The organism is Allosphingosinicella sp., assembly GCF_059502505.1.
The window spans coordinates 80,820-95,454 of sequence record NZ_JCACEU010000017.1 but is presented as its reverse complement, the minus strand read 5'-3'; the positions used below and the strand labels follow the sequence as shown (position 1 = coordinate 95,454).

21 protein-coding genes are annotated in these 14,635 nt (G+C 67.4%); 4 read left to right on the top strand and 17 right to left on the bottom strand.

All coding sequences use genetic code 11. The annotated features are described in order from the left end of the window. Window positions 1-7 precede the first annotated feature (7 nt). Genes AC5JBD_RS12260 through AC5JBD_RS12240 form a run of 5 tightly spaced genes read right to left on the bottom strand, consistent with a single transcriptional unit; the run spans window position 8 to window position 3,776 of the window. The gene (locus AC5JBD_RS12260) at window positions 8-481 is read right to left on the bottom strand and encodes a retropepsin-like aspartic protease family protein (protein WP_495722098.1); all 474 of its coding nucleotides are present in this window, start codon (window positions 479-481) and stop codon (window positions 8-10) included. Window positions 482-522: 41 nt separating this feature from the next. After that, window positions 523-810 (bottom strand): hypothetical protein, encoded by a 288-nt coding sequence (locus tag AC5JBD_RS12255; protein ID WP_495722097.1) that lies wholly within the window; start codon window positions 808-810, stop codon window positions 523-525. Window positions 811-841: 31 nt separating this feature from the next. Beyond that, window positions 842-1,972 (bottom strand): flavodoxin-dependent (E)-4-hydroxy-3-methylbut-2-enyl-diphosphate synthase, encoded by a 1,131-nt coding sequence (gene ispG, locus AC5JBD_RS12250; protein WP_495722096.1) that lies wholly within the window; start codon window positions 1,970-1,972, stop codon window positions 842-844. 43 nt (window positions 1,973-2,015) lie between these two features. Then, window positions 2,016-3,071 carry a methyltransferase domain-containing protein gene (locus tag AC5JBD_RS12245; RefSeq protein WP_495722095.1) on the bottom strand — a complete coding sequence of 352 codons (1,056 nt, stop codon included), beginning with the start codon at window positions 3,069-3,071 and terminating at the stop codon, window positions 2,016-2,018. Between the two features lie 36 nt (window positions 3,072-3,107). Then, window positions 3,108-3,776 carry an aquaporin gene (locus AC5JBD_RS12240; RefSeq protein ID WP_495722094.1) on the bottom strand — a complete coding sequence of 223 codons (669 nt, stop codon included), beginning with the start codon at window positions 3,774-3,776 and terminating at the stop codon, window positions 3,108-3,110. A gap of 146 nt (window positions 3,777-3,922) precedes the next feature. On the opposite strand from AC5JBD_RS12240, the gene AC5JBD_RS12235 reads away from it, so the two are divergent. Next, window positions 3,923-4,078: a hypothetical protein gene (locus AC5JBD_RS12235; protein ID WP_495722093.1), complete on the top strand. Its 156-nt coding sequence runs from the start codon at window positions 3,923-3,925 to the stop codon at window positions 4,076-4,078. Here the strand turns inward: AC5JBD_RS12235 and AC5JBD_RS12230 are convergent. Together AC5JBD_RS12230 and AC5JBD_RS12225 are read right to left on the bottom strand one after the other, a co-directional pair. Then, window positions 4,069-4,278 (bottom strand): type II toxin-antitoxin system antitoxin, encoded by a 210-nt coding sequence (locus tag AC5JBD_RS12230; protein ID WP_495722092.1) that lies wholly within the window; start codon window positions 4,276-4,278, stop codon window positions 4,069-4,071. The two genes, AC5JBD_RS12235 and AC5JBD_RS12230, sit on opposite strands and share 10 nt — an antisense overlap. A gap of 7 nt (window positions 4,279-4,285) precedes the next feature. Beyond that, window positions 4,286-5,203, bottom strand: coding sequence for an SPFH domain-containing protein (locus AC5JBD_RS12225; RefSeq protein ID WP_495722091.1), 918 nt, complete (start codon window positions 5,201-5,203; stop codon window positions 4,286-4,288). Between the two features lie 129 nt (window positions 5,204-5,332). On the opposite strand from AC5JBD_RS12225, the gene AC5JBD_RS12220 reads away from it, so the two are divergent. Beyond that, the gene (locus AC5JBD_RS12220; RefSeq protein ID WP_495722090.1) at window positions 5,333-6,265 is read left to right on the top strand and encodes an isoaspartyl peptidase/L-asparaginase family protein; all 933 of its coding nucleotides are present in this window, start codon (window positions 5,333-5,335) and stop codon (window positions 6,263-6,265) included. 212 nt (window positions 6,266-6,477) lie between these two features. On the opposite strand, the gene pal is transcribed toward AC5JBD_RS12220, so the two are convergent. Genes pal through ybgC form a run of 6 tightly spaced genes read right to left on the bottom strand, consistent with a single transcriptional unit; the run spans window position 6,478 to window position 10,899 of the window. After that, window positions 6,478-7,020: a peptidoglycan-associated lipoprotein Pal gene (gene pal, locus AC5JBD_RS12215; RefSeq protein ID WP_495722089.1), complete on the bottom strand. Its 543-nt coding sequence runs from the start codon at window positions 7,018-7,020 to the stop codon at window positions 6,478-6,480. 31 nt (window positions 7,021-7,051) lie between these two features. Then, a complete protein-coding gene (gene tolB, locus AC5JBD_RS12210; RefSeq protein ID WP_495722088.1) occupies window positions 7,052-8,380 on the bottom strand; it encodes a Tol-Pal system beta propeller repeat protein TolB in 1,329 nt (442 codons plus the stop codon). 23 nt (window positions 8,381-8,403) lie between these two features. Then, on the bottom strand, window positions 8,404-9,306 hold the full coding sequence (gene tolA / locus AC5JBD_RS12205) for a cell envelope integrity protein TolA (protein ID WP_495722087.1): 903 nt from the start codon (window positions 9,304-9,306) through the stop codon (window positions 8,404-8,406). Beyond that, entirely contained in the window at window positions 9,306-9,746 is a 441-nt protein-coding gene (locus AC5JBD_RS12200) for an ExbD/TolR family protein (RefSeq protein WP_495722086.1), read from the bottom strand. The genes tolA and AC5JBD_RS12200 overlap by 1 nt, the downstream gene beginning before the upstream one ends. After that, complete coding sequence (gene tolQ / locus AC5JBD_RS12195) at window positions 9,746-10,408, bottom strand: protein TolQ (protein WP_495722121.1); 663 nt, start codon at window positions 10,406-10,408, stop codon at window positions 9,746-9,748. The genes AC5JBD_RS12200 and tolQ overlap by 1 nt, the downstream gene beginning before the upstream one ends. A gap of 32 nt (window positions 10,409-10,440) precedes the next feature. Continuing rightward, complete coding sequence (gene ybgC, locus AC5JBD_RS12190) at window positions 10,441-10,899, bottom strand: tol-pal system-associated acyl-CoA thioesterase (protein WP_495722085.1); 459 nt, start codon at window positions 10,897-10,899, stop codon at window positions 10,441-10,443. A gap of 167 nt (window positions 10,900-11,066) precedes the next feature. Between ybgC and AC5JBD_RS12185 the strand changes: the two genes are divergently transcribed. Both AC5JBD_RS12185 and AC5JBD_RS12180 read left to right on the top strand, forming a co-directional pair. Continuing rightward, window positions 11,067-11,522, top strand: a complete 456-nt coding sequence (locus tag AC5JBD_RS12185; protein ID WP_495722084.1) for a hypothetical protein — start codon at window positions 11,067-11,069, stop codon at window positions 11,520-11,522. Continuing rightward, window positions 11,515-11,727: a helix-turn-helix transcriptional regulator gene (locus tag AC5JBD_RS12180; RefSeq protein WP_495722083.1), complete on the top strand. Its 213-nt coding sequence runs from the start codon at window positions 11,515-11,517 to the stop codon at window positions 11,725-11,727. The genes AC5JBD_RS12185 and AC5JBD_RS12180 overlap by 8 nt, the downstream gene beginning before the upstream one ends. Here the strand turns inward: AC5JBD_RS12180 and ruvB are convergent. From ruvB to AC5JBD_RS12160, 4 genes are read right to left on the bottom strand one after another with little or no spacing between them, the layout of a single operon-like run. Then, the gene (gene ruvB, locus AC5JBD_RS12175) at window positions 11,724-12,752 is read right to left on the bottom strand and encodes a Holliday junction branch migration DNA helicase RuvB (protein WP_495722082.1); all 1,029 of its coding nucleotides are present in this window, start codon (window positions 12,750-12,752) and stop codon (window positions 11,724-11,726) included. The genes AC5JBD_RS12180 and ruvB overlap by 4 nt on opposite strands. Beyond that, window positions 12,749-13,348 carry a Holliday junction branch migration protein RuvA gene (ruvA, locus tag AC5JBD_RS12170; RefSeq protein WP_495722081.1) on the bottom strand — a complete coding sequence of 200 codons (600 nt, stop codon included), beginning with the start codon at window positions 13,346-13,348 and terminating at the stop codon, window positions 12,749-12,751. The genes ruvB and ruvA overlap by 4 nt, the downstream gene beginning before the upstream one ends. Then, a complete protein-coding gene (gene ruvC / locus AC5JBD_RS12165; protein ID WP_495722120.1) occupies window positions 13,345-13,842 on the bottom strand; it encodes a crossover junction endodeoxyribonuclease RuvC in 498 nt (165 codons plus the stop codon). Before ruvC ends, ruvA begins: the two co-directional genes overlap by 4 nt. Further along, complete coding sequence (locus AC5JBD_RS12160; protein WP_495722080.1) at window positions 13,839-14,582, bottom strand: YebC/PmpR family DNA-binding transcriptional regulator; 744 nt, start codon at window positions 14,580-14,582, stop codon at window positions 13,839-13,841. Before AC5JBD_RS12160 ends, ruvC begins: the two co-directional genes overlap by 4 nt. Window positions 14,583-14,635: the final 53 nt, after the last annotated feature.

Genomic DNA, 14,635 nt, shown 5'->3' with positions numbered 1-14,635 from the left:
GTCACCCTCAGCGAAGGATCATCGTGTCGCCGCTCATGCTCACCGACTCGAGCTTGGAGAGGTAGCTCTGCCCGAGCAGCGATATCTCCAGGCCCTCGACGACCGCGCCGTCGACGGCAGCGACTTCCTTGCCGTCGATCTCGACGCTGCTGAGGATGATCCGAGCGCCGCGAACTGCACCCGACGCGCCGGTGCCGATCGGCTCAAACTCGTCCCGCGAAAATTCGACGCCGATCCGCTCGGCATCCTCAGTCGTCAGCGCGACCGTGCTTGCGCCGGTATCGACCAGCATCAGCACCGGCTCGCCGGAGACGATTACTTCGGTGTAGAAATGGCCATTGCCCTCTCGTTCAAGGCGCGTCTCTTCAGGTTCCTCGGCAGGCGTGGCGACAGGCTCTGGCCCGCTGTTCGCCGGCTCCTTGTCGGGCAAGCTGACGACGACGGCGCCGAGCACAAGAAGAGGGATGAGCCACTTCAGCATGGCGGCGCATCATAATGGTCCGCGCCTTCGAGATGGTTAAGTCATTCGCGGCGATCAGACGGCTGAGGGCGCTCAACCTCGTCAATGATAACCAGACGCCGCACTTCCAGCTCGTCGATGCGCAGCTTGCGAATATGCGCCTTGCCGACGCGGAGCCGGGCGATCGCGACGGCACCGATCGCAATCGCTCCGACCGCCATAGCTCCCAACGTGAAAGCCCCCAGCGCGAGCGCACCGGTTGCAGAGGCGCCGGTCGCCGCGGCTCCCGTCGCGACCGCCTTCTGCTTCAGTAGCTGCGGCTTCGCGGAGACATTCGAGTGGAGCAGCATGGCATGCTCATGCTGCCCGGTGCTCCGCACGTCACTCTGCCGCATCGAAGATGGGCGAATCGATCTGCGCGGCCTCGATCTCGGCAGCCTTGGCCTCGACGAGCTTGACGATGTGGTCGACCATCTCCTCGTCGCGGACATGATGGTCGGTGACGCCGCTCAGATAGACCATGTGCTTGCCCTGGCCGCCGCCGGTGATGCCGATGTCGGTCTCGCGGGCCTCGCCGGGACCATTGACGACACAGCCCAGCACCGACAGCGACAGCGGGGTGCGGATGTGGCTGAGCCTTTCCTCCAGCGTCTGGACGGTGCGGATCACGTCGAAGCCCTGCCGGGCGCAACTCGGGCAGGAGACGACGCGGACGCCGCGGTTGCGGATGCCGAGGCTCTTCAGGATCTCGAAGCCGACCCGCACCTCCTCCTCGGGCTCCGCCGAGAGCGACACGCGGATGGTGTCGCCGATGCCGAACCAGAGCAGGGAGCCGATGCCGATCGCCGACTTGACGGTGCCGCCGCGCAGGCCTCCCGCCTCGGTGATGCCGAGATGGAGCGGGCAATCGACCGCCTCGGCGAGCTGCTGGTAGGCGGCGACGGCCAGGAACACGTCCGACGCCTTCACCGCGACCTTATATTCGCGGAAATCATGCTCCTCGAGCAGACGGATATGATCGAGCGCGCTCTCGACCAGCGCCTCCGGGCACGGCTCGCCATATTTCTCGAGCAGGTCCTTCTCAAGGCTGCCGGCATTGACGCCGATCCGGATCGCGCAGCCGTTCGCCTTGGCGGCGTTCACGACCTCGCGCACCCGCTCGGCCGAGCCGATATTGCCCGGATTGATGCGCAGGCACGCCGCGCCAGCGTCCGCAGCCTCCAGCGCACGCTTATAGTGGAAGTGGATGTCCGCGACGATCGGCACCCGCGCCGCCCGCACGATTTGCCTCAGCGCGGCGGTGCTCTCCACGTCCGGACAGGAGACCCGGATGATGTCCGCGCCCGCTTCCTCGCAGCGGCGGATCTGGTCGATCGTCGCCCTTGCGTCCGCGGTGACGGTATTGGTCATCGTCTGCACGGTGACGGGCGCGTCGCCGCCGACCGGCACGTTGCCGACCATGATCTGGCGGGAAGGACGGCGCGCGATGTCGCGCCACGGGCGGATGGACATGGCCGCGATATAGACGCTTGAGGTTACAAGTGAAAGGAGCCGGCTAGCAGCAGCCGCCCGAAGCCGGCGCCGCGGCACCGCTCCCCTGCGCGTACGGAATGGTCGTGCCGCAGCCGGGAAACACGCCGTAGTGGCGGCTGAAGTCTCCGAAGAATTCGAAATGAGGAGCGAAGCGCGTTTCGGCCAGCATCTTCCAGCTGTTGCCGCACACCGCGAACATCCGCCCCGCCTCGATGGCGTGATGCCCGTCCAGGTCGAAGACCCGCTCCGATGCCCGGACCGTGCCGCGGTAGCGGACCGCCTGCCCATAATCCTCGCATTGCGGCTCCAGCCCGTCGAGCTTGAACAGCCGGTAGGTCGCCGAGAAAAAGGCGATCCCGTCCAGCTTCGCCGCCACTTCCGGATCGCCGATCGCGATCGGCCGGTCGGAGACGAGCCGCGGATCGGCGAAGCCCGCCTGCCTGGCGATGCGATCGAAGTCGCCCCAGTAGAGCGCTCCGGCGAGGCATTCGCCGTGAAGCACCGGATCCGCCAGCAGCGCCTGCGGCACGCGCCGATCGGCATAGATGTCGGAGAAATAGAGCTCGCCGCCGGGCTTCAGCAGCCGGTGCGCGGCCTGGAACACGGCCGGCTTGTCCGCCACGAGGTTGATCACGCAGTTGGACACGATCACGTCGAACGAACCCTCGGGAAGCCCGAGATCGTCGAGCCGCTCGATATCGCCTTCGACGAACCGGACATTTGACTGCGCATAGCCGAAGCGATCGCGGTGCCAGTCGAGGTGACGGTTCGCGACCGCCAGCTGCTCCGGCGTCGCATCGACCCCGGTGACGCTGCCCTTCTCGCCGACCAGCTGGGCGAGCAGATAGACATCCTGCCCTGCCCCCGATCCGAGGTCGAGAATGTCGGCGCCTTCGATCGCCTGCGGCACCACGAGACCGCAGCCATAATAGCGGGCCTTCACCTCCTCATGCACGTTGGCGAGTGCCGCGCTTATGCCCGGCGAAGGCGCTTCGACCGTGCAGCAGGCATCGGTGCGCAGGTCTGACGATCCGGTCAGGACTTGGCCATAATAGCTGCGGCTGTTCTCGACGTTCATCGGACCCTCCAACACTCTATTGTTCGAAGCAGCGCGTCATACCGGCGCATTCGGGAAAAGCAGGCTCGCCACCGCCGATCCGGCGAGCGCGCCGGCGATCTGCGCAGCGACGAAGCCGGGAACGTCGGCCGGGGTGATGCCGGCGAAACTGTCGCTGAGCGCACGCGCCACGGTGATCGCGGGATTGGCGAAGCTGGTCGAGGACGTGAACCAATAAGCCGCGACGATATAGAGAGCGACGGCGGGGGCGACCCAATCGGGGCGATGGCGCACCGTGCCGATGATCGTCAGGATCAAGCCGAACGTGGCGACGAACTCGCCCGCCCACTGCCCCATGCCGGTGCGCGGTTTCAGCGACAGCTGGAGGATCGGCATGTCGAACATCAGGTGCGCCGCCCACACGCCCGCCGCGCCGGCGGCAAGCTGCGCAAGAACGTAAGGAAGCAGGTCGCGCCAGGGCAGGTCGCGCCGAACCGCGGCGACGAGGCTGACCGCCGGGTTCATGTTCGCACCCGAGACCGGCGCCAGCATGGAAATGAGCACGAACAGGATCGCGCCGGTGGCGATCGTATTGGCCAACAGCGCGACGCCGTCATTCCCGCCGGACAGGCGCTCGGCCATGATTCCCGAGCCGACCACCGCTGCGAAAAGGAAGAAGGAGCCGATGGCTTCCGCTGTGATCCGCCGAGGCAGGCTGGGGTCCACGCGCGCCGCTCCCTATCGCTGGAAGGGCGGCGCTACACAGGTTCCGCCGCTCCGGCAATCCAGGCGCCCGTCCGTCGCGCACGCTGTTTCCCATCGCGAGCCGGCATCTGCTAAGAGGAAAGGGTCGAATCCGCAGGAGATCAACGATGCTCAAGCGCCTCCTTATCGCCGCTCTGATTGCCGCCGTGCCCGCCACCGTGCTCGCCCATCCCCCGCCCCTGCCCGCGCGCCTGATGGCCGCTGCATCGCTGACCTTGTGGCTGTTCGTGGCGACCGCCGGCCGCATGATCGCTTACTCCTGATCCTCCCGGGGAGGACGCCCGCGCTTCCTCTGCTCGGGCGGCGCCACCTTCACCCCGCGGCGCTGCAGCGCTTCCCGCAGCAGGCACTCGATCTCCGCATTGACGCTCCGCAAATCGGCCGCCGCTGCGCGTTCGAGCGCGTCCCAGAGGGACGGCTCGATGCGCAGCGGGAAGGCCTTCTTGGGGGTGGGCGGCTTCACGGATCGGCTATTGGTAGAGCGTGCCCGTGTTGACCACCGGCTGGGTGTCGCGCTCCGAGCAGAGGACGACCATCAGGTTGGAGACCATCGCCGCCTTGCGCTCGTCGTCGAGCTCGACGACCTGCTTCTCCGACAGCATCTGCAGTGCGGTCTCGACCATCGTGACGGCGCCCGTCACCAGCTTCTGGCGGGCAGCGATCACCGCCTCGGCCTGCTGGCGGCGGAGCATCGCCTGGGCGATCTCCTGAGCGTAGGCGAGGTGGGTAAGGCGGCATTCGTCGATGGTGATGCCGGCGACGGCGACGCGGTCCTGCAGCTCGCCCTTCAGCTCCTCGTTGACGATGTCAGCATTGCCGCGAAGCGTCGTCTCCTGATGCTCGATGTCGTCATAGGGGTAGCGGGCGCCGATCGCGCGCACCGCGCTCTCGATCTGGACGAACACGAACTTGGTATAGTCGTCGACGTCGTAGAGCGCCTGCGCCGTGTCGGTGACGCGCCAGACGACGTTCGATGCGATCTCGATCGGGTTGCCGCGCAGGTCGTTCACCTTCAGCCGCTCCGAAGTAACGTTGTGGACGCGGGTCGAGATCTTCGTGCGCGTCAGCCATGGCCAGCGCCACCTGAGTCCGGCCGTGCGATCCGTCCCGCGATAGTCGCCGAACAGAAGGATCGCCGCCGCCTGGTTGGGCTGCAGGAAATAAAAGCCTGCTCCGATGAACAGCGAGACGATGCCGCCGATCGCCAGCGAAGCGATCGCCAGCGGCGGAGAATCCTGTGTGGCCGCGAGCGCCACCGCTCCGCCGGTGGCTGCGATTGCGAGCAGCAGCAGGACCAGCAGCAAATAGCCGCTATAGGTATGCGCCGGCCGCTCACGCGACAGGCTGAGGTTGCTGAGATCGCCGCCCGGATTGCTCTTCACTGCCATGTCTTCCTCCCTAATAATGATATCATAATTATATGCGCTAATGCAGGTCAAGCGGAATCGGCGGAGCGCTGGCGGGAGAGCGGCGTTGAAGCTATGCGCCGCTTGTTCCTCTCTCTTTCCGGAGCCGCCATGACAGACGACAATCCCCGCGACTGGAAGCTTGTCATCCATGGCGGCGCGGGGGTGATCGAGCGCAACCGCATGACGCCGGAGCTCGACCGCAAGCACCGCGCGGGGCTCGAGGCGGCGCTAGAGGCCGGCGCGACCATCCTAGCGGCGGGCGGCAGCGCGCTCGATGCAGTCGAGGCTGCGGCACGGGCGCTCGAGGACAATCCTTTGTTCAACGCCGGCCGCGGCTCCGTCCTCACCTTCGACGCGACGACCGAGCTCGACGCGGCGATCATGGACGGCCGCAAGCGTGATGCGGGTGCGGTGACTGGCGTCAGCAACACCCGCAACCCGATCAGCCTCGCCCGCGCGGTGATGGATAGAAGCCCTCACGTCTTCCTCGGCGGCAAGGGCGCCGACCGCTTTGCCGTCGAGCAGGGGCTGGAGCAGGCGCCTCCCGGCTATTTCGACATTCCGGAGCGGCGCCGCCAGCTCGAGGAGCTCAAGGCGAACGACGCCGACTGGTTCGACGTCGACATGAAATACGGCACGATCGGCGCGGTGGCGCTGGACATGCACGGCCATGTCGCAGCGGCGACCTCCACGGGAGGCATCACCGGCAAGCGCTGGGGCCGGATCGGCGATTCGCCTTTGATCGGCGCCGGCACCTGGGCCGATGACCGCAGCTGCGCCGTCTCGGCAACGGGCTCGGGCGAATATTTCATCCGCACCGCGGTGGCGCATGAGATCGCCGCCCGGATGCGGTATCTAGGCGAAACCGCTCAGGAAGCGGCGGACAAGGTGATGGCCGAGGTGGGCGAGCTCGGGGGCAACGGCGGCGTGATCGTCGTCTCGGCCGAAGGCGAAGCCGTCTACTCGTTCAACTCGGAAGGCATGTATCGCGGCACCGCCAGCCCAAGCGGCCGCTCGGTGGCAATCTACGGCGACGAGTGAGGCGGGCGACCAACTAAACTAACCTCTCTCCCTTGATGGGAGAGGATACGTAGCCTTGGCGACGCAGGAGCCTAGGCGGAGTTGGAGAGGGTGACGCCGTCTGAGACTATTCTCAACCGCTGTCACCCTCACCCAGCTTCGCCTAAGCTCGCCAGAAGTGGCTCGCTAAGGCTCCGCAACCCTCTCCCATCCAAGGGAGAGGGGCTCTTATGTTATTGCGGAATTACCGTCACCGCGCGCCGGTTCTGGGCCCACGCGCTTTCGTTGGAGCCTTCCGCGACCGGCCGCTCCTTGCCCCAGCTGATCACCGTCATCCGCGCCGACGAGACGCCGCGCGCGGCGAGGTAATTCTTGGCGGCGTTGGCGCGGCGGTCGCCGAGCGCGAGATTATATTCGCGGGTGCCGCGCTCGTCGGCATGGCCCTCGATGGTGACGCGGACGTTCGGATAGCGCGCCAGCCACTGCGCCTGGCCGTCGAGGATCGACCGGTCCTCGCCGTCCAGCGAATAGCTGTCGAGCTCGAACAGCACCCGGTCGGCCGGCACGGAGCGCAGGAAATCCTCGCGGCTGCCGGGAAGGCCTGCCTGGCCGACGCTGCCGGTCGGGTCGCCGACGCCGGCGCCGGTGTCGGCACCTGTCTCGCCACCATCCGCGCCGATCGGCGGCGGCGGCAGCTCAGCCGGCTTCTTCTTGGCGCAGCCGGCGACCGCGATCGCGGCGGCGAGCGCCGCCAGCTTCCAGGCATTGTTGGTCATCGTGTCATTCCTCCTAAAGCTACGGCTACGATCAATTCAGCAAGGGCGACCAGGACGGGTCGGAGCCGTCCAGCGGCGTCGCGATCCGGCGGCGGTTCTGGCCGGTCAGGTCCACCGACCAGAGCTCGGTCCGGCCGGAGCCCTGGGCGGTCCTGAAATAGTTGATGACGCGGCCGTTCGGCGCCCAGCTCGGCCCCTCGTCCTGCCAGGCGTCGGTCAGGATGCGCTCGCCGCCGCCGCCGGGGCTCATCACGCCGATGCGGAAACCGCCGCCGCCCATCTTGGTATAGGCGATGAGGTCGCCGCGCGGGCTCCACACCGGCGTCGCATAGGTGCCGCCGCCGAAGCTGATCCGTCGCGGGTTGGAGCCGTCCGCATCCATCACATAGAGCTGCTGCGATCCTCCGCGGTCGCTCTCGAACACGATCTGCCGCCCGTCCGGCGAATAGCTGCCGCCGGTATCGATGCCGGGCGCATTGGTCAGCCGCTGCGGCGACCCGCCCGAAGCCGGCACGCGGTAGATGTCGGTATTGCCGTTCACCGCCATCGAGAAGACGACATGGCGGCTGTCCGGCGAGAAGCGCGCCGCGAAGGTCATGTTGGGCTGGCTGACGAGCAGCCGCTGCCGCCCGGCCGCCATGTCGTAGAGATAGACCTGCGGCCGATCGCCGTCATAGCTCATATAGACGAGCCACTTCTGGTCGGGCGAGAAGCGCGGCGTCAGCGCGGTCGACTGGCCGTTGGTGAGGAAGCGATGATTGGCGCCGTCCTGGTCCATGATCGCGATGCGCTTGGTGCGCCGGCCTTTGGGACCGCTCTCGGCGACATAGACGACGCGGCTGTCGAAATATCCGCTCTCGCCGGTCAGCCGCGCATAGACCGCGTCCGCGCATTTATGCGCCGCCCTGCGCCAGAAGGCCGGCTGCACCACGAAGCCCTGCCGCGTCAGCTCGGTCCGGGCGGCGACGTCGTAGAGATAGCAGCCGACCGTCACGGTCCCGTTGCCGTTCGCCTGAACGAAGCCCTGCACCAGCGCCTGCGCGCCCGAATAGTTGGAGAAGACGGGCGCCGTTACCTGCGGATAGGCGACCGGCGCGATGCCGCGCGGCCCCTGCGGCGTGAACAGGCCGGAGACGCGCAAGTCATTGGCGACGATCTCGGCGACCTGCACGCCCATCTGCTCGGTGTTGAGCCCCTGAGCCACCGGCGCCACCGCCGGCGTCGGCATGACCGGCACCGCGATCGGCATCGGGGCTGAAATGCCGCCGACGATGTCGACCTCTAGCGGCTCTCCCGCCTCCTGGGCGAGGACGGGACCGCTGGTCAGAACCCCGGCAAGGGCGAAAAATCCAAGCTTCACGACGCGCACAATCAGTCCCCCACTCAACCCGGCAGTTTGTAGTTCATGTTGAAGTTGCTCCAGCCACCCTTGGAGGTCTGGTAGAGTTCGTCCGGCAGGTCGCGCAAAGGCGCGCAGCCGGTGAAGGCGGCGATCGCGAGATCGGTGACCCGCTTCTCGTAGCGGCCGTTCGAATCGTTCACGCCGGAGGTCGACACCACCCGCGGCCGGGCGGCGAGCGAGCCGTCGCGGTTGAGCCGTAGGTTGATTTTGACCTCGATCTCGTTGGCGCCGGGACCGGGATTCACCTGCCGGTCGGCGCAGGGCTGGACCTGCCGCTTGATGGCGGCGACGATGCCCGACATCGCGATCGCGCTCATCACGGCGCCGCTGGGCTGCTGCGCCTTCGCCGCGGGGGCGTCCCCGCCGAGGCCCTTCAGAAAGTCCTTGCCGAGGCGGGATCCGCGCGCCTGCTCCGCCTTGCCGCTGCCGCTGGCTGCCTTTGCCGGCTGCGGCTTGGCGGGCGCGGCTTTCGGCTGAGCCTTGGCCGCCGCCTTGGGCGGCGCCGGCTTGGCGGACGCGGGCTTGGGCGCTGCCTTGATCGGCTCGGGCTTCGGCTTGGGGGCGGGCTTCGGCTCAGGCTTTGCCTCGATCGGCTTCGGCGCTGGCGGCGTCGGCAGAGGCGGAGCCGGCACAGGTTCGATGACGGGTGCCGGGGCGGGCTCGTCGGGCGGCCCGAGCTCGGGCGCCACGGTCGCGGCAGGCGGCTCGACGACCGGCTGGGGCGACGCGCTGACGAGCGCCACCTCGTCGACGATCGACACCTCCATCGGGTCGCTCATGATCGGCGGCTGCTTGGCCGTGGCGAAGCCGAGCGTCAGGGCCGCGAGCAGGGCGCCATGCCCCGCCAGCGCGACGCCGAAACCCTTTGCCTCCGCCCGGTCCATCAGCCCTCCGGACCTTGTGTGCTGACCAGCGCGACCTTGCGGAGACCGGCATTGTTGATCTCGCCCATCACCGCCATCACCCGGCCGTAATCGAGCCCGCGATCCGCGCGCAGGAAGATGCGCGGCCCGCCGTCCTCACGCGAGGAGGCGGCGATCTGCGCCAGCCGCATGCCGAGCTGGTCGGGAGCGACCGGCGTCTCATCGATGAAGATCGTGCCGCCAGGGTCGAGCGAGATCTGGACCGGCTTCGCATCCTGATCGAGCGCACCGGCCTTGCTGTCGGGCAGGTCCACCGGCACGCCAGCCACCAGCAGCGGCGCCGTCACCATGAAGATGATCAGCAGCACCAGCATCACGTCGACCATCGGCGTGACGTTGATTTCCGCCATCGGCGATCGGCGCCCGCGGCGATTGCCGCCCAGCATCGGCCCCATCGCCATCAGCCTTCGAACTCCAGCTCGCGGCTGAGCGTGCCGTGGAAGCCGTCGGCGAAGCGGGTGAGCTTCGCCTCCATGCGGTTGATGCCGTAGCTCATACGATTGTAGGCGATCACCGCAGGGATCGCGGCGAACAGGCCGAGGGCGGTCGCGAACAGCGCCTCGGCAATGCCCGGCGCCACGACGGCGAGGCTGGTGCTGTTCGAGCCGGCAATGTCGCTGAAGCTGCGCATGATGCCCCAGACGGTTCCGAACAGGCCGACGAACGGTGCCACCGAGCCCACGGTCGCAAGGATGTTCAGCCGCTCGGCGAGCCGGTCGGTCTCGGCCGTCACGGCGCTGTGCATCTGCATCATCAGCCGCGAGCGCGTGCCTTCCTTGTCGACGCTCTTGCCGGCGGTCGAGCGCCGCCATTCGGTGAGGCCGGCCGCGAAGACCTTCGCCGCCGGCAGATCCTCCTGCCCGCGCGTCTCGTAGAAGCCGTCGATATCGTCGGCCTTCCAGAATTCCTTCTCGAATCGCTCATTCTCGCGCGCGGCGCGGCGGATGCGGGCGGCGTGGGCAAAGATGATCGCCCAGGTCCAGATGCTCGCCAGGACGAGCCCCACCATCACCGCTTTGACGACGATATCGGCCTGCATGAACAAGGCGATCGGAGACATCATCTCCGCCGCCCCCGCAGCCGCTCCCGAAACGCTCACTCGACCTCCTCTTTCAACCGCTCGAACCGTTCGACCCACTCGCGCGGCTGGCGCCTGGGACGGCCTTCCCGCGTGAGGAAGGCGGCCGTCACAGTTGCTTCCGTGATGACTTCATCCCCGCGCATGACTCGCTGCTGAATGACGCAGGACGCCGCCCGCACTTCGCGCACATTGCTGACCACGACGAGGGCGTCGTCCAGCTTCGCCGGGCGGCGATATCTGATGTGCGCCTCGGCGACCGCATAGACGCCGTCGCCCTGCTCCAGCGCGGCCCGCTGATCGACGCCGATCGCCCGCAGCATGTCCGACCGCGCGCGCTCCATGAAGCGGAGATAATTCGCATAATAGACGATGCCGGCCGTGTCGGTGTCCTCGAAATAGACGCGCAGGGCGAAGCGATGCGTCTTCCCAAGGAAGGCGCCCTCATATGGCTGGTCGGCATTGTCCCCACTCACGCGCGGACGTTAACCATCGGAGATTCGCGACGGAAGGAGGTTCGGCTGAGGCGAGTGAAAATCGCCCCGAGGCGAGTCGAGACGATGTTGACGCATCAGCGAGCTTGACTTGTATGTAACTCAAAGGTTACAAGTCACCCATAGGTTACAATGCTGGGGATCTGAGGATGGCGAGTTCAAATGATCATGCGGAGGCCGAGCGGCTGGGCAGGAAGCGGGCGCAGATGTGGCCGCTGATCGGGGTCATCTTCCTCACCCAGCAGGCGACCTTCTTCTCGACGCCAGAGCGGGCGGACCTGATCCGACGGGTGGACATCGTTAAGACCTCGGCCTGGCTTGTTCTCACGCTCGTGCTGATCGCCGCGCTCTGGACCGGCGGCTTCTGGTTCAAGCGGCGTGAAGTGCGGGCGCTGCTCGACGACGAGGTGACGAGGGCCCATCGCGGGAGCGCGCTTTCCCTCGGCTTTCTCCTCGCTATGCTCACCTGCGTGGCGCTCTATGTCTTGGCGATGATCGAGCCGATCGGCACCAAGCTGGCGCTGCACCTGATCCTCTCGGTGGGCATCATGGTCGCCCTGCTCCGCTTCGGGCTGCTCGAAAGGCGTGCCTATCGCGATGGCTGAAGGCCTGACGAACTCGATCAAGGCGGCGCGGGAGGCGAGGGGCTGGACACAGGCCGATCTCGCCGAGCGCGTCGGCGTGACCCGCAAGACCGTAAACACAGTGGAGAACAACGTGTTCGTGCCGTCGACCATCGTCGCGCTGAAGATCGCCCGCGCGTTCGGAGTTTCAGTCGAAGAACTGTTCGCTTTGGCCGACGAGACCTAGCCGGCGTCGAACAGCCCGTCCTGCGCCGATTTGGGCGGCGTGATGCCGAGGTGCGTCCAGGCCTTGCCGTTGAGGCAGCGGCCACGCGCGGTGCGGGCGACGAGGCCGAGCTGGATGAGGAAGGGCTCGATCACTTCCTCGATCGTATCGCGCGGCTCCGAGAGGCCGGCGGCAAGCGTCTCCACGCCCACCGGGCCGCCCTTGTAGATGTCGGCGATCATGTGGAGGTAGCGCCGGTCCATCGCGTCGAGGCCGAGATGATCGACCTCCATCCGCGTCAGCGCCGCGTCGGCTACTTTAGCGTCGACCTGCTCGTCCCCACCCGAATGCGCGAAATCGCGCACCCGCCGCAGCAGCCGCCCCGCAATGCGCGGCGTCCCGCGCGAGCGCCGCGCGATCTCCGTCGCGCCGTCACCGGTCAGGCCTAGGCCGAGCAGACCCGCCGCCCGCCGCACCACCTTCTCCAGTTCCTCGACCGTGTAGAAATTGAGCCGCACCGGAATACCGAACCGGTCCCTCAGCGGCGTCGTCAGCAATCCCTGCCGCGTCGTCGCCCCGACCAGGGTGAATTTCGGCAGATCGATCCGCACCGACCGCGCCGACGGCCCCTCGCCGATCATCAGGTCGAGCGCCCGATCCTCCATCGCCGGATACAGCACCTCCTCGACCGCCGGTGCGAGGCGGTGGATCTCGTCTATGAACAGGACGTCGCCATCCTCGAGATTGGTGAGCAGCGCGGCGAGATCGCCCGACTTGGCGATCACCGGGCCTGAAGTGGCCCGGAACCCCACCCCCAGCTCCCGCGCGATGATCTGCGCCAGCGTCGTCTTCCCCAGCCCCGGCGGCCCGAAGAACAGCACGTGATCGAGCGCATCTCCCCGCGCCTTGGCGGCAGTGATGAACACCCGCAAATTCTCCCGCGCCGCCCGCTGCCCGACGAACTCGTCGAGCGTCTTCGGGCGCAAAGCGGCGTCGAGATCCTCGGGCCTGCGGTCGCCGGTGATTATGCGCTCGGCATCACTCATCTCGCCGCCAGCTTGAGGGCCAGACGGACCAGCGCGTCAAGACCGGCATCTGGTCCGACCTGCGCTTCCGCCTTGGCGACGGCTGCAGAGGCCTCGGCGGGGCGGAAGCCGAGATTCTGCAGCGCCGAAACCGCATCAGCGCTGTGGCTGCCGGCCGGAGCCGGCGCCGCCGCGCCGCCGCTACCGAGCACGACACCGCCCGCCTTGTCCTTAAGCTCGGTAACGATGCGAAGGGCGAGCTTGGGGCCGACCCCCTGTGCGCGGGCAACCATCGTCTTGTCGCCGCTGGCGATGGCCTTGTGGAGTTCGTCGCCGGAAAGAGCGGAGAGAATGCCGAGCGCGACGCGGGCGCCGACGCCCTGGACCGACGTCAGCAGCCGAAACCAGTCGCGCTCCTCGGCCGAGCCGAAGCCGACGAGGCGTATCGAATCCTCCGCGACCAGCATCTCGGTATGGAGCACGACCTCCTCCCCGATCACGCCGAGCGCCGACAGGGTGCGCGTCGAGGCGCCGACCAGATAGCCCACACCCTGAACGTCGATCACAGCATGATCTGCGCCGAAGCTGTCCAGCAGACCCCTGAGCTTCGCGATCACGCCGCGCGCCCCCGAAAGGCGCGGGCGCTGGCGAGGTGATGGGCATGGGTAATCGCCACCGCCAGCGCGTCCGCCGCGTCGGCGCCGGCGATCTTCGCGTTCGGGAGCAGGCGCTGCACCATGGCGTGGACCTGCGCCTTCTCGGCACCGCCGGTCCCCACCACTGCCTTCTTGACCAGGGTCGGCGCATATTCGCCGACCTCGATGCCACGCTGCGCCGCGGCGAGCAGCACCACGCCCCGCGCCTGGCCGAGCTTCAGCGTCGATTGCGGGTTCTCGTTGACGAACACCTCCTCGACCGCAGCGGCGGCGGGGGTGTGCTCGGTCAGAACCGAGAGCAGCCGCTGGTGCAATTCCACCAGCCGCGCCGGCAGCTCCGCCTTGGCGTTGGTCCGGATCTGGCCGTTGGCGACGTAGCTCAGCCGATTTCCCTCGGCCGCGATGACGCCCCAGCCGGTGCAGCCGAGGCCCGGATCAAGGCCGAGCAGGATCAGCCGAGCTTCTCCATGACCGCGTCGGACACTTCGTAATTGCCCCACACGGTCTGGACGTCATCGTCTTCCTCGAGCGTGTCGACCAGCTTGATCAGCTTTTCCGCATCGTCCTCGCCGACTTCCACCGGCGTCTGCGGGCGCCAGGCAAGCGTGGCGCTCTCGGCCTCGCCCAGACTGGACTCCAGCGCCTTGGCGACGCCGTGCAGGTCCTCCTGCGCAGTCCAGATCTGGTGCCCGTCCTCGTCGGACTCGACATCCTCGGCGCCGGCCTCGATCGCCGCCTCGAAGATCGTGTCCGCGTCCCCTGCCGAAGCCGGATAGGTGATCAGGCCCAGCCGCGCGAAGCCGTGGCTCACCGATCCGCTGGCGCCGAGATTGCCGCCATTCTTCGAGAAGGCGGTGCGGACATTGGTCGCCGTGCGGTTGCGGTTGTCGGTGAGCGCCTCGACGATCAGCGAGACGCCGCCGGGTCCGAAGCCCTCATAGCGCACATCCTCGTAATTCTCGCCCTCGCCGGCCGAGCTCTTGTCGATCGCCCGCTGGATATTGTCCTTCGGCATCGACTGCGCCTTGGCGGCGAGCACCGCGGCGCGCAGCCGCGGGTTCATGTCCGGATCGGGCGTGCCCATCTTGGCCGCGACGGTGATCTCGCGGCTCAATTTGGAAAACATCGCCGAGCGCTTCTTATCCTGCGCGCCCTTGCGGTGCATGATGTTCTTGAACTTGGAATGGCCGGCCATCGCCGCGTCGTCGCTTTCGCTATTGTCGTTGCCGATTGGTCTAGCCGGGCGTC

What these genes read in the sequence shown, in the direction of transcription:
- AC5JBD_RS12260 (WP_495722098.1), bottom strand. Translation starts at nt 481, where the DNA reads ATGCTGAAGTGGCTCATCCCTCTTCTTGTGCTCGGCGCCGTCGTCGTC.
- AC5JBD_RS12255 (WP_495722097.1), bottom strand. Translation starts at nt 810, where the DNA reads ATGCTGCTCCACTCGAATGTCTCCGCGAAGCCGCAGCTACTGAAGCAG.
- ispG (WP_495722096.1), bottom strand. Translation starts at nt 1,972, where the DNA reads ATGTCCATCCGCCCGTGGCGCGACATCGCGCGCCGTCCTTCCCGCCAG.
- AC5JBD_RS12245 (WP_495722095.1), bottom strand. Translation starts at nt 3,071, where the DNA reads ATGAACGTCGAGAACAGCCGCAGCTATTATGGCCAAGTCCTGACCGGA.
- AC5JBD_RS12235 (WP_495722093.1), top strand. Translation starts at nt 3,923, where the DNA reads ATGCTCAAGCGCCTCCTTATCGCCGCTCTGATTGCCGCCGTGCCCGCC.
- AC5JBD_RS12225 (WP_495722091.1), bottom strand. Translation starts at nt 5,203, where the DNA reads ATGGCAGTGAAGAGCAATCCGGGCGGCGATCTCAGCAACCTCAGCCTG.
- AC5JBD_RS12220 (WP_495722090.1), top strand. Translation starts at nt 5,333, where the DNA reads ATGACAGACGACAATCCCCGCGACTGGAAGCTTGTCATCCATGGCGGC.
- pal (WP_495722089.1), bottom strand. Translation starts at nt 7,020, where the DNA reads ATGACCAACAATGCCTGGAAGCTGGCGGCGCTCGCCGCCGCGATCGCG.
- tolA (WP_495722087.1), bottom strand. Translation starts at nt 9,306, where the DNA reads ATGGACCGGGCGGAGGCAAAGGGTTTCGGCGTCGCGCTGGCGGGGCAT.
- AC5JBD_RS12200 (WP_495722086.1), bottom strand. Translation starts at nt 9,746, where the DNA reads ATGGCGATGGGGCCGATGCTGGGCGGCAATCGCCGCGGGCGCCGATCG.
- tolQ (WP_495722121.1), bottom strand. Translation starts at nt 10,408, where the DNA reads ATGATGTCTCCGATCGCCTTGTTCATGCAGGCCGATATCGTCGTCAAA.
- AC5JBD_RS12185 (WP_495722084.1), top strand. Translation starts at nt 11,067, where the DNA reads ATGGCGAGTTCAAATGATCATGCGGAGGCCGAGCGGCTGGGCAGGAAG.
- AC5JBD_RS12180 (WP_495722083.1), top strand. Translation starts at nt 11,515, where the DNA reads ATGGCTGAAGGCCTGACGAACTCGATCAAGGCGGCGCGGGAGGCGAGG.
- ruvB (WP_495722082.1), bottom strand. Translation starts at nt 12,752, where the DNA reads ATGAGTGATGCCGAGCGCATAATCACCGGCGACCGCAGGCCCGAGGAT.
- AC5JBD_RS12160 (WP_495722080.1), bottom strand. Translation starts at nt 14,582, where the DNA reads ATGGCCGGCCATTCCAAGTTCAAGAACATCATGCACCGCAAGGGCGCG.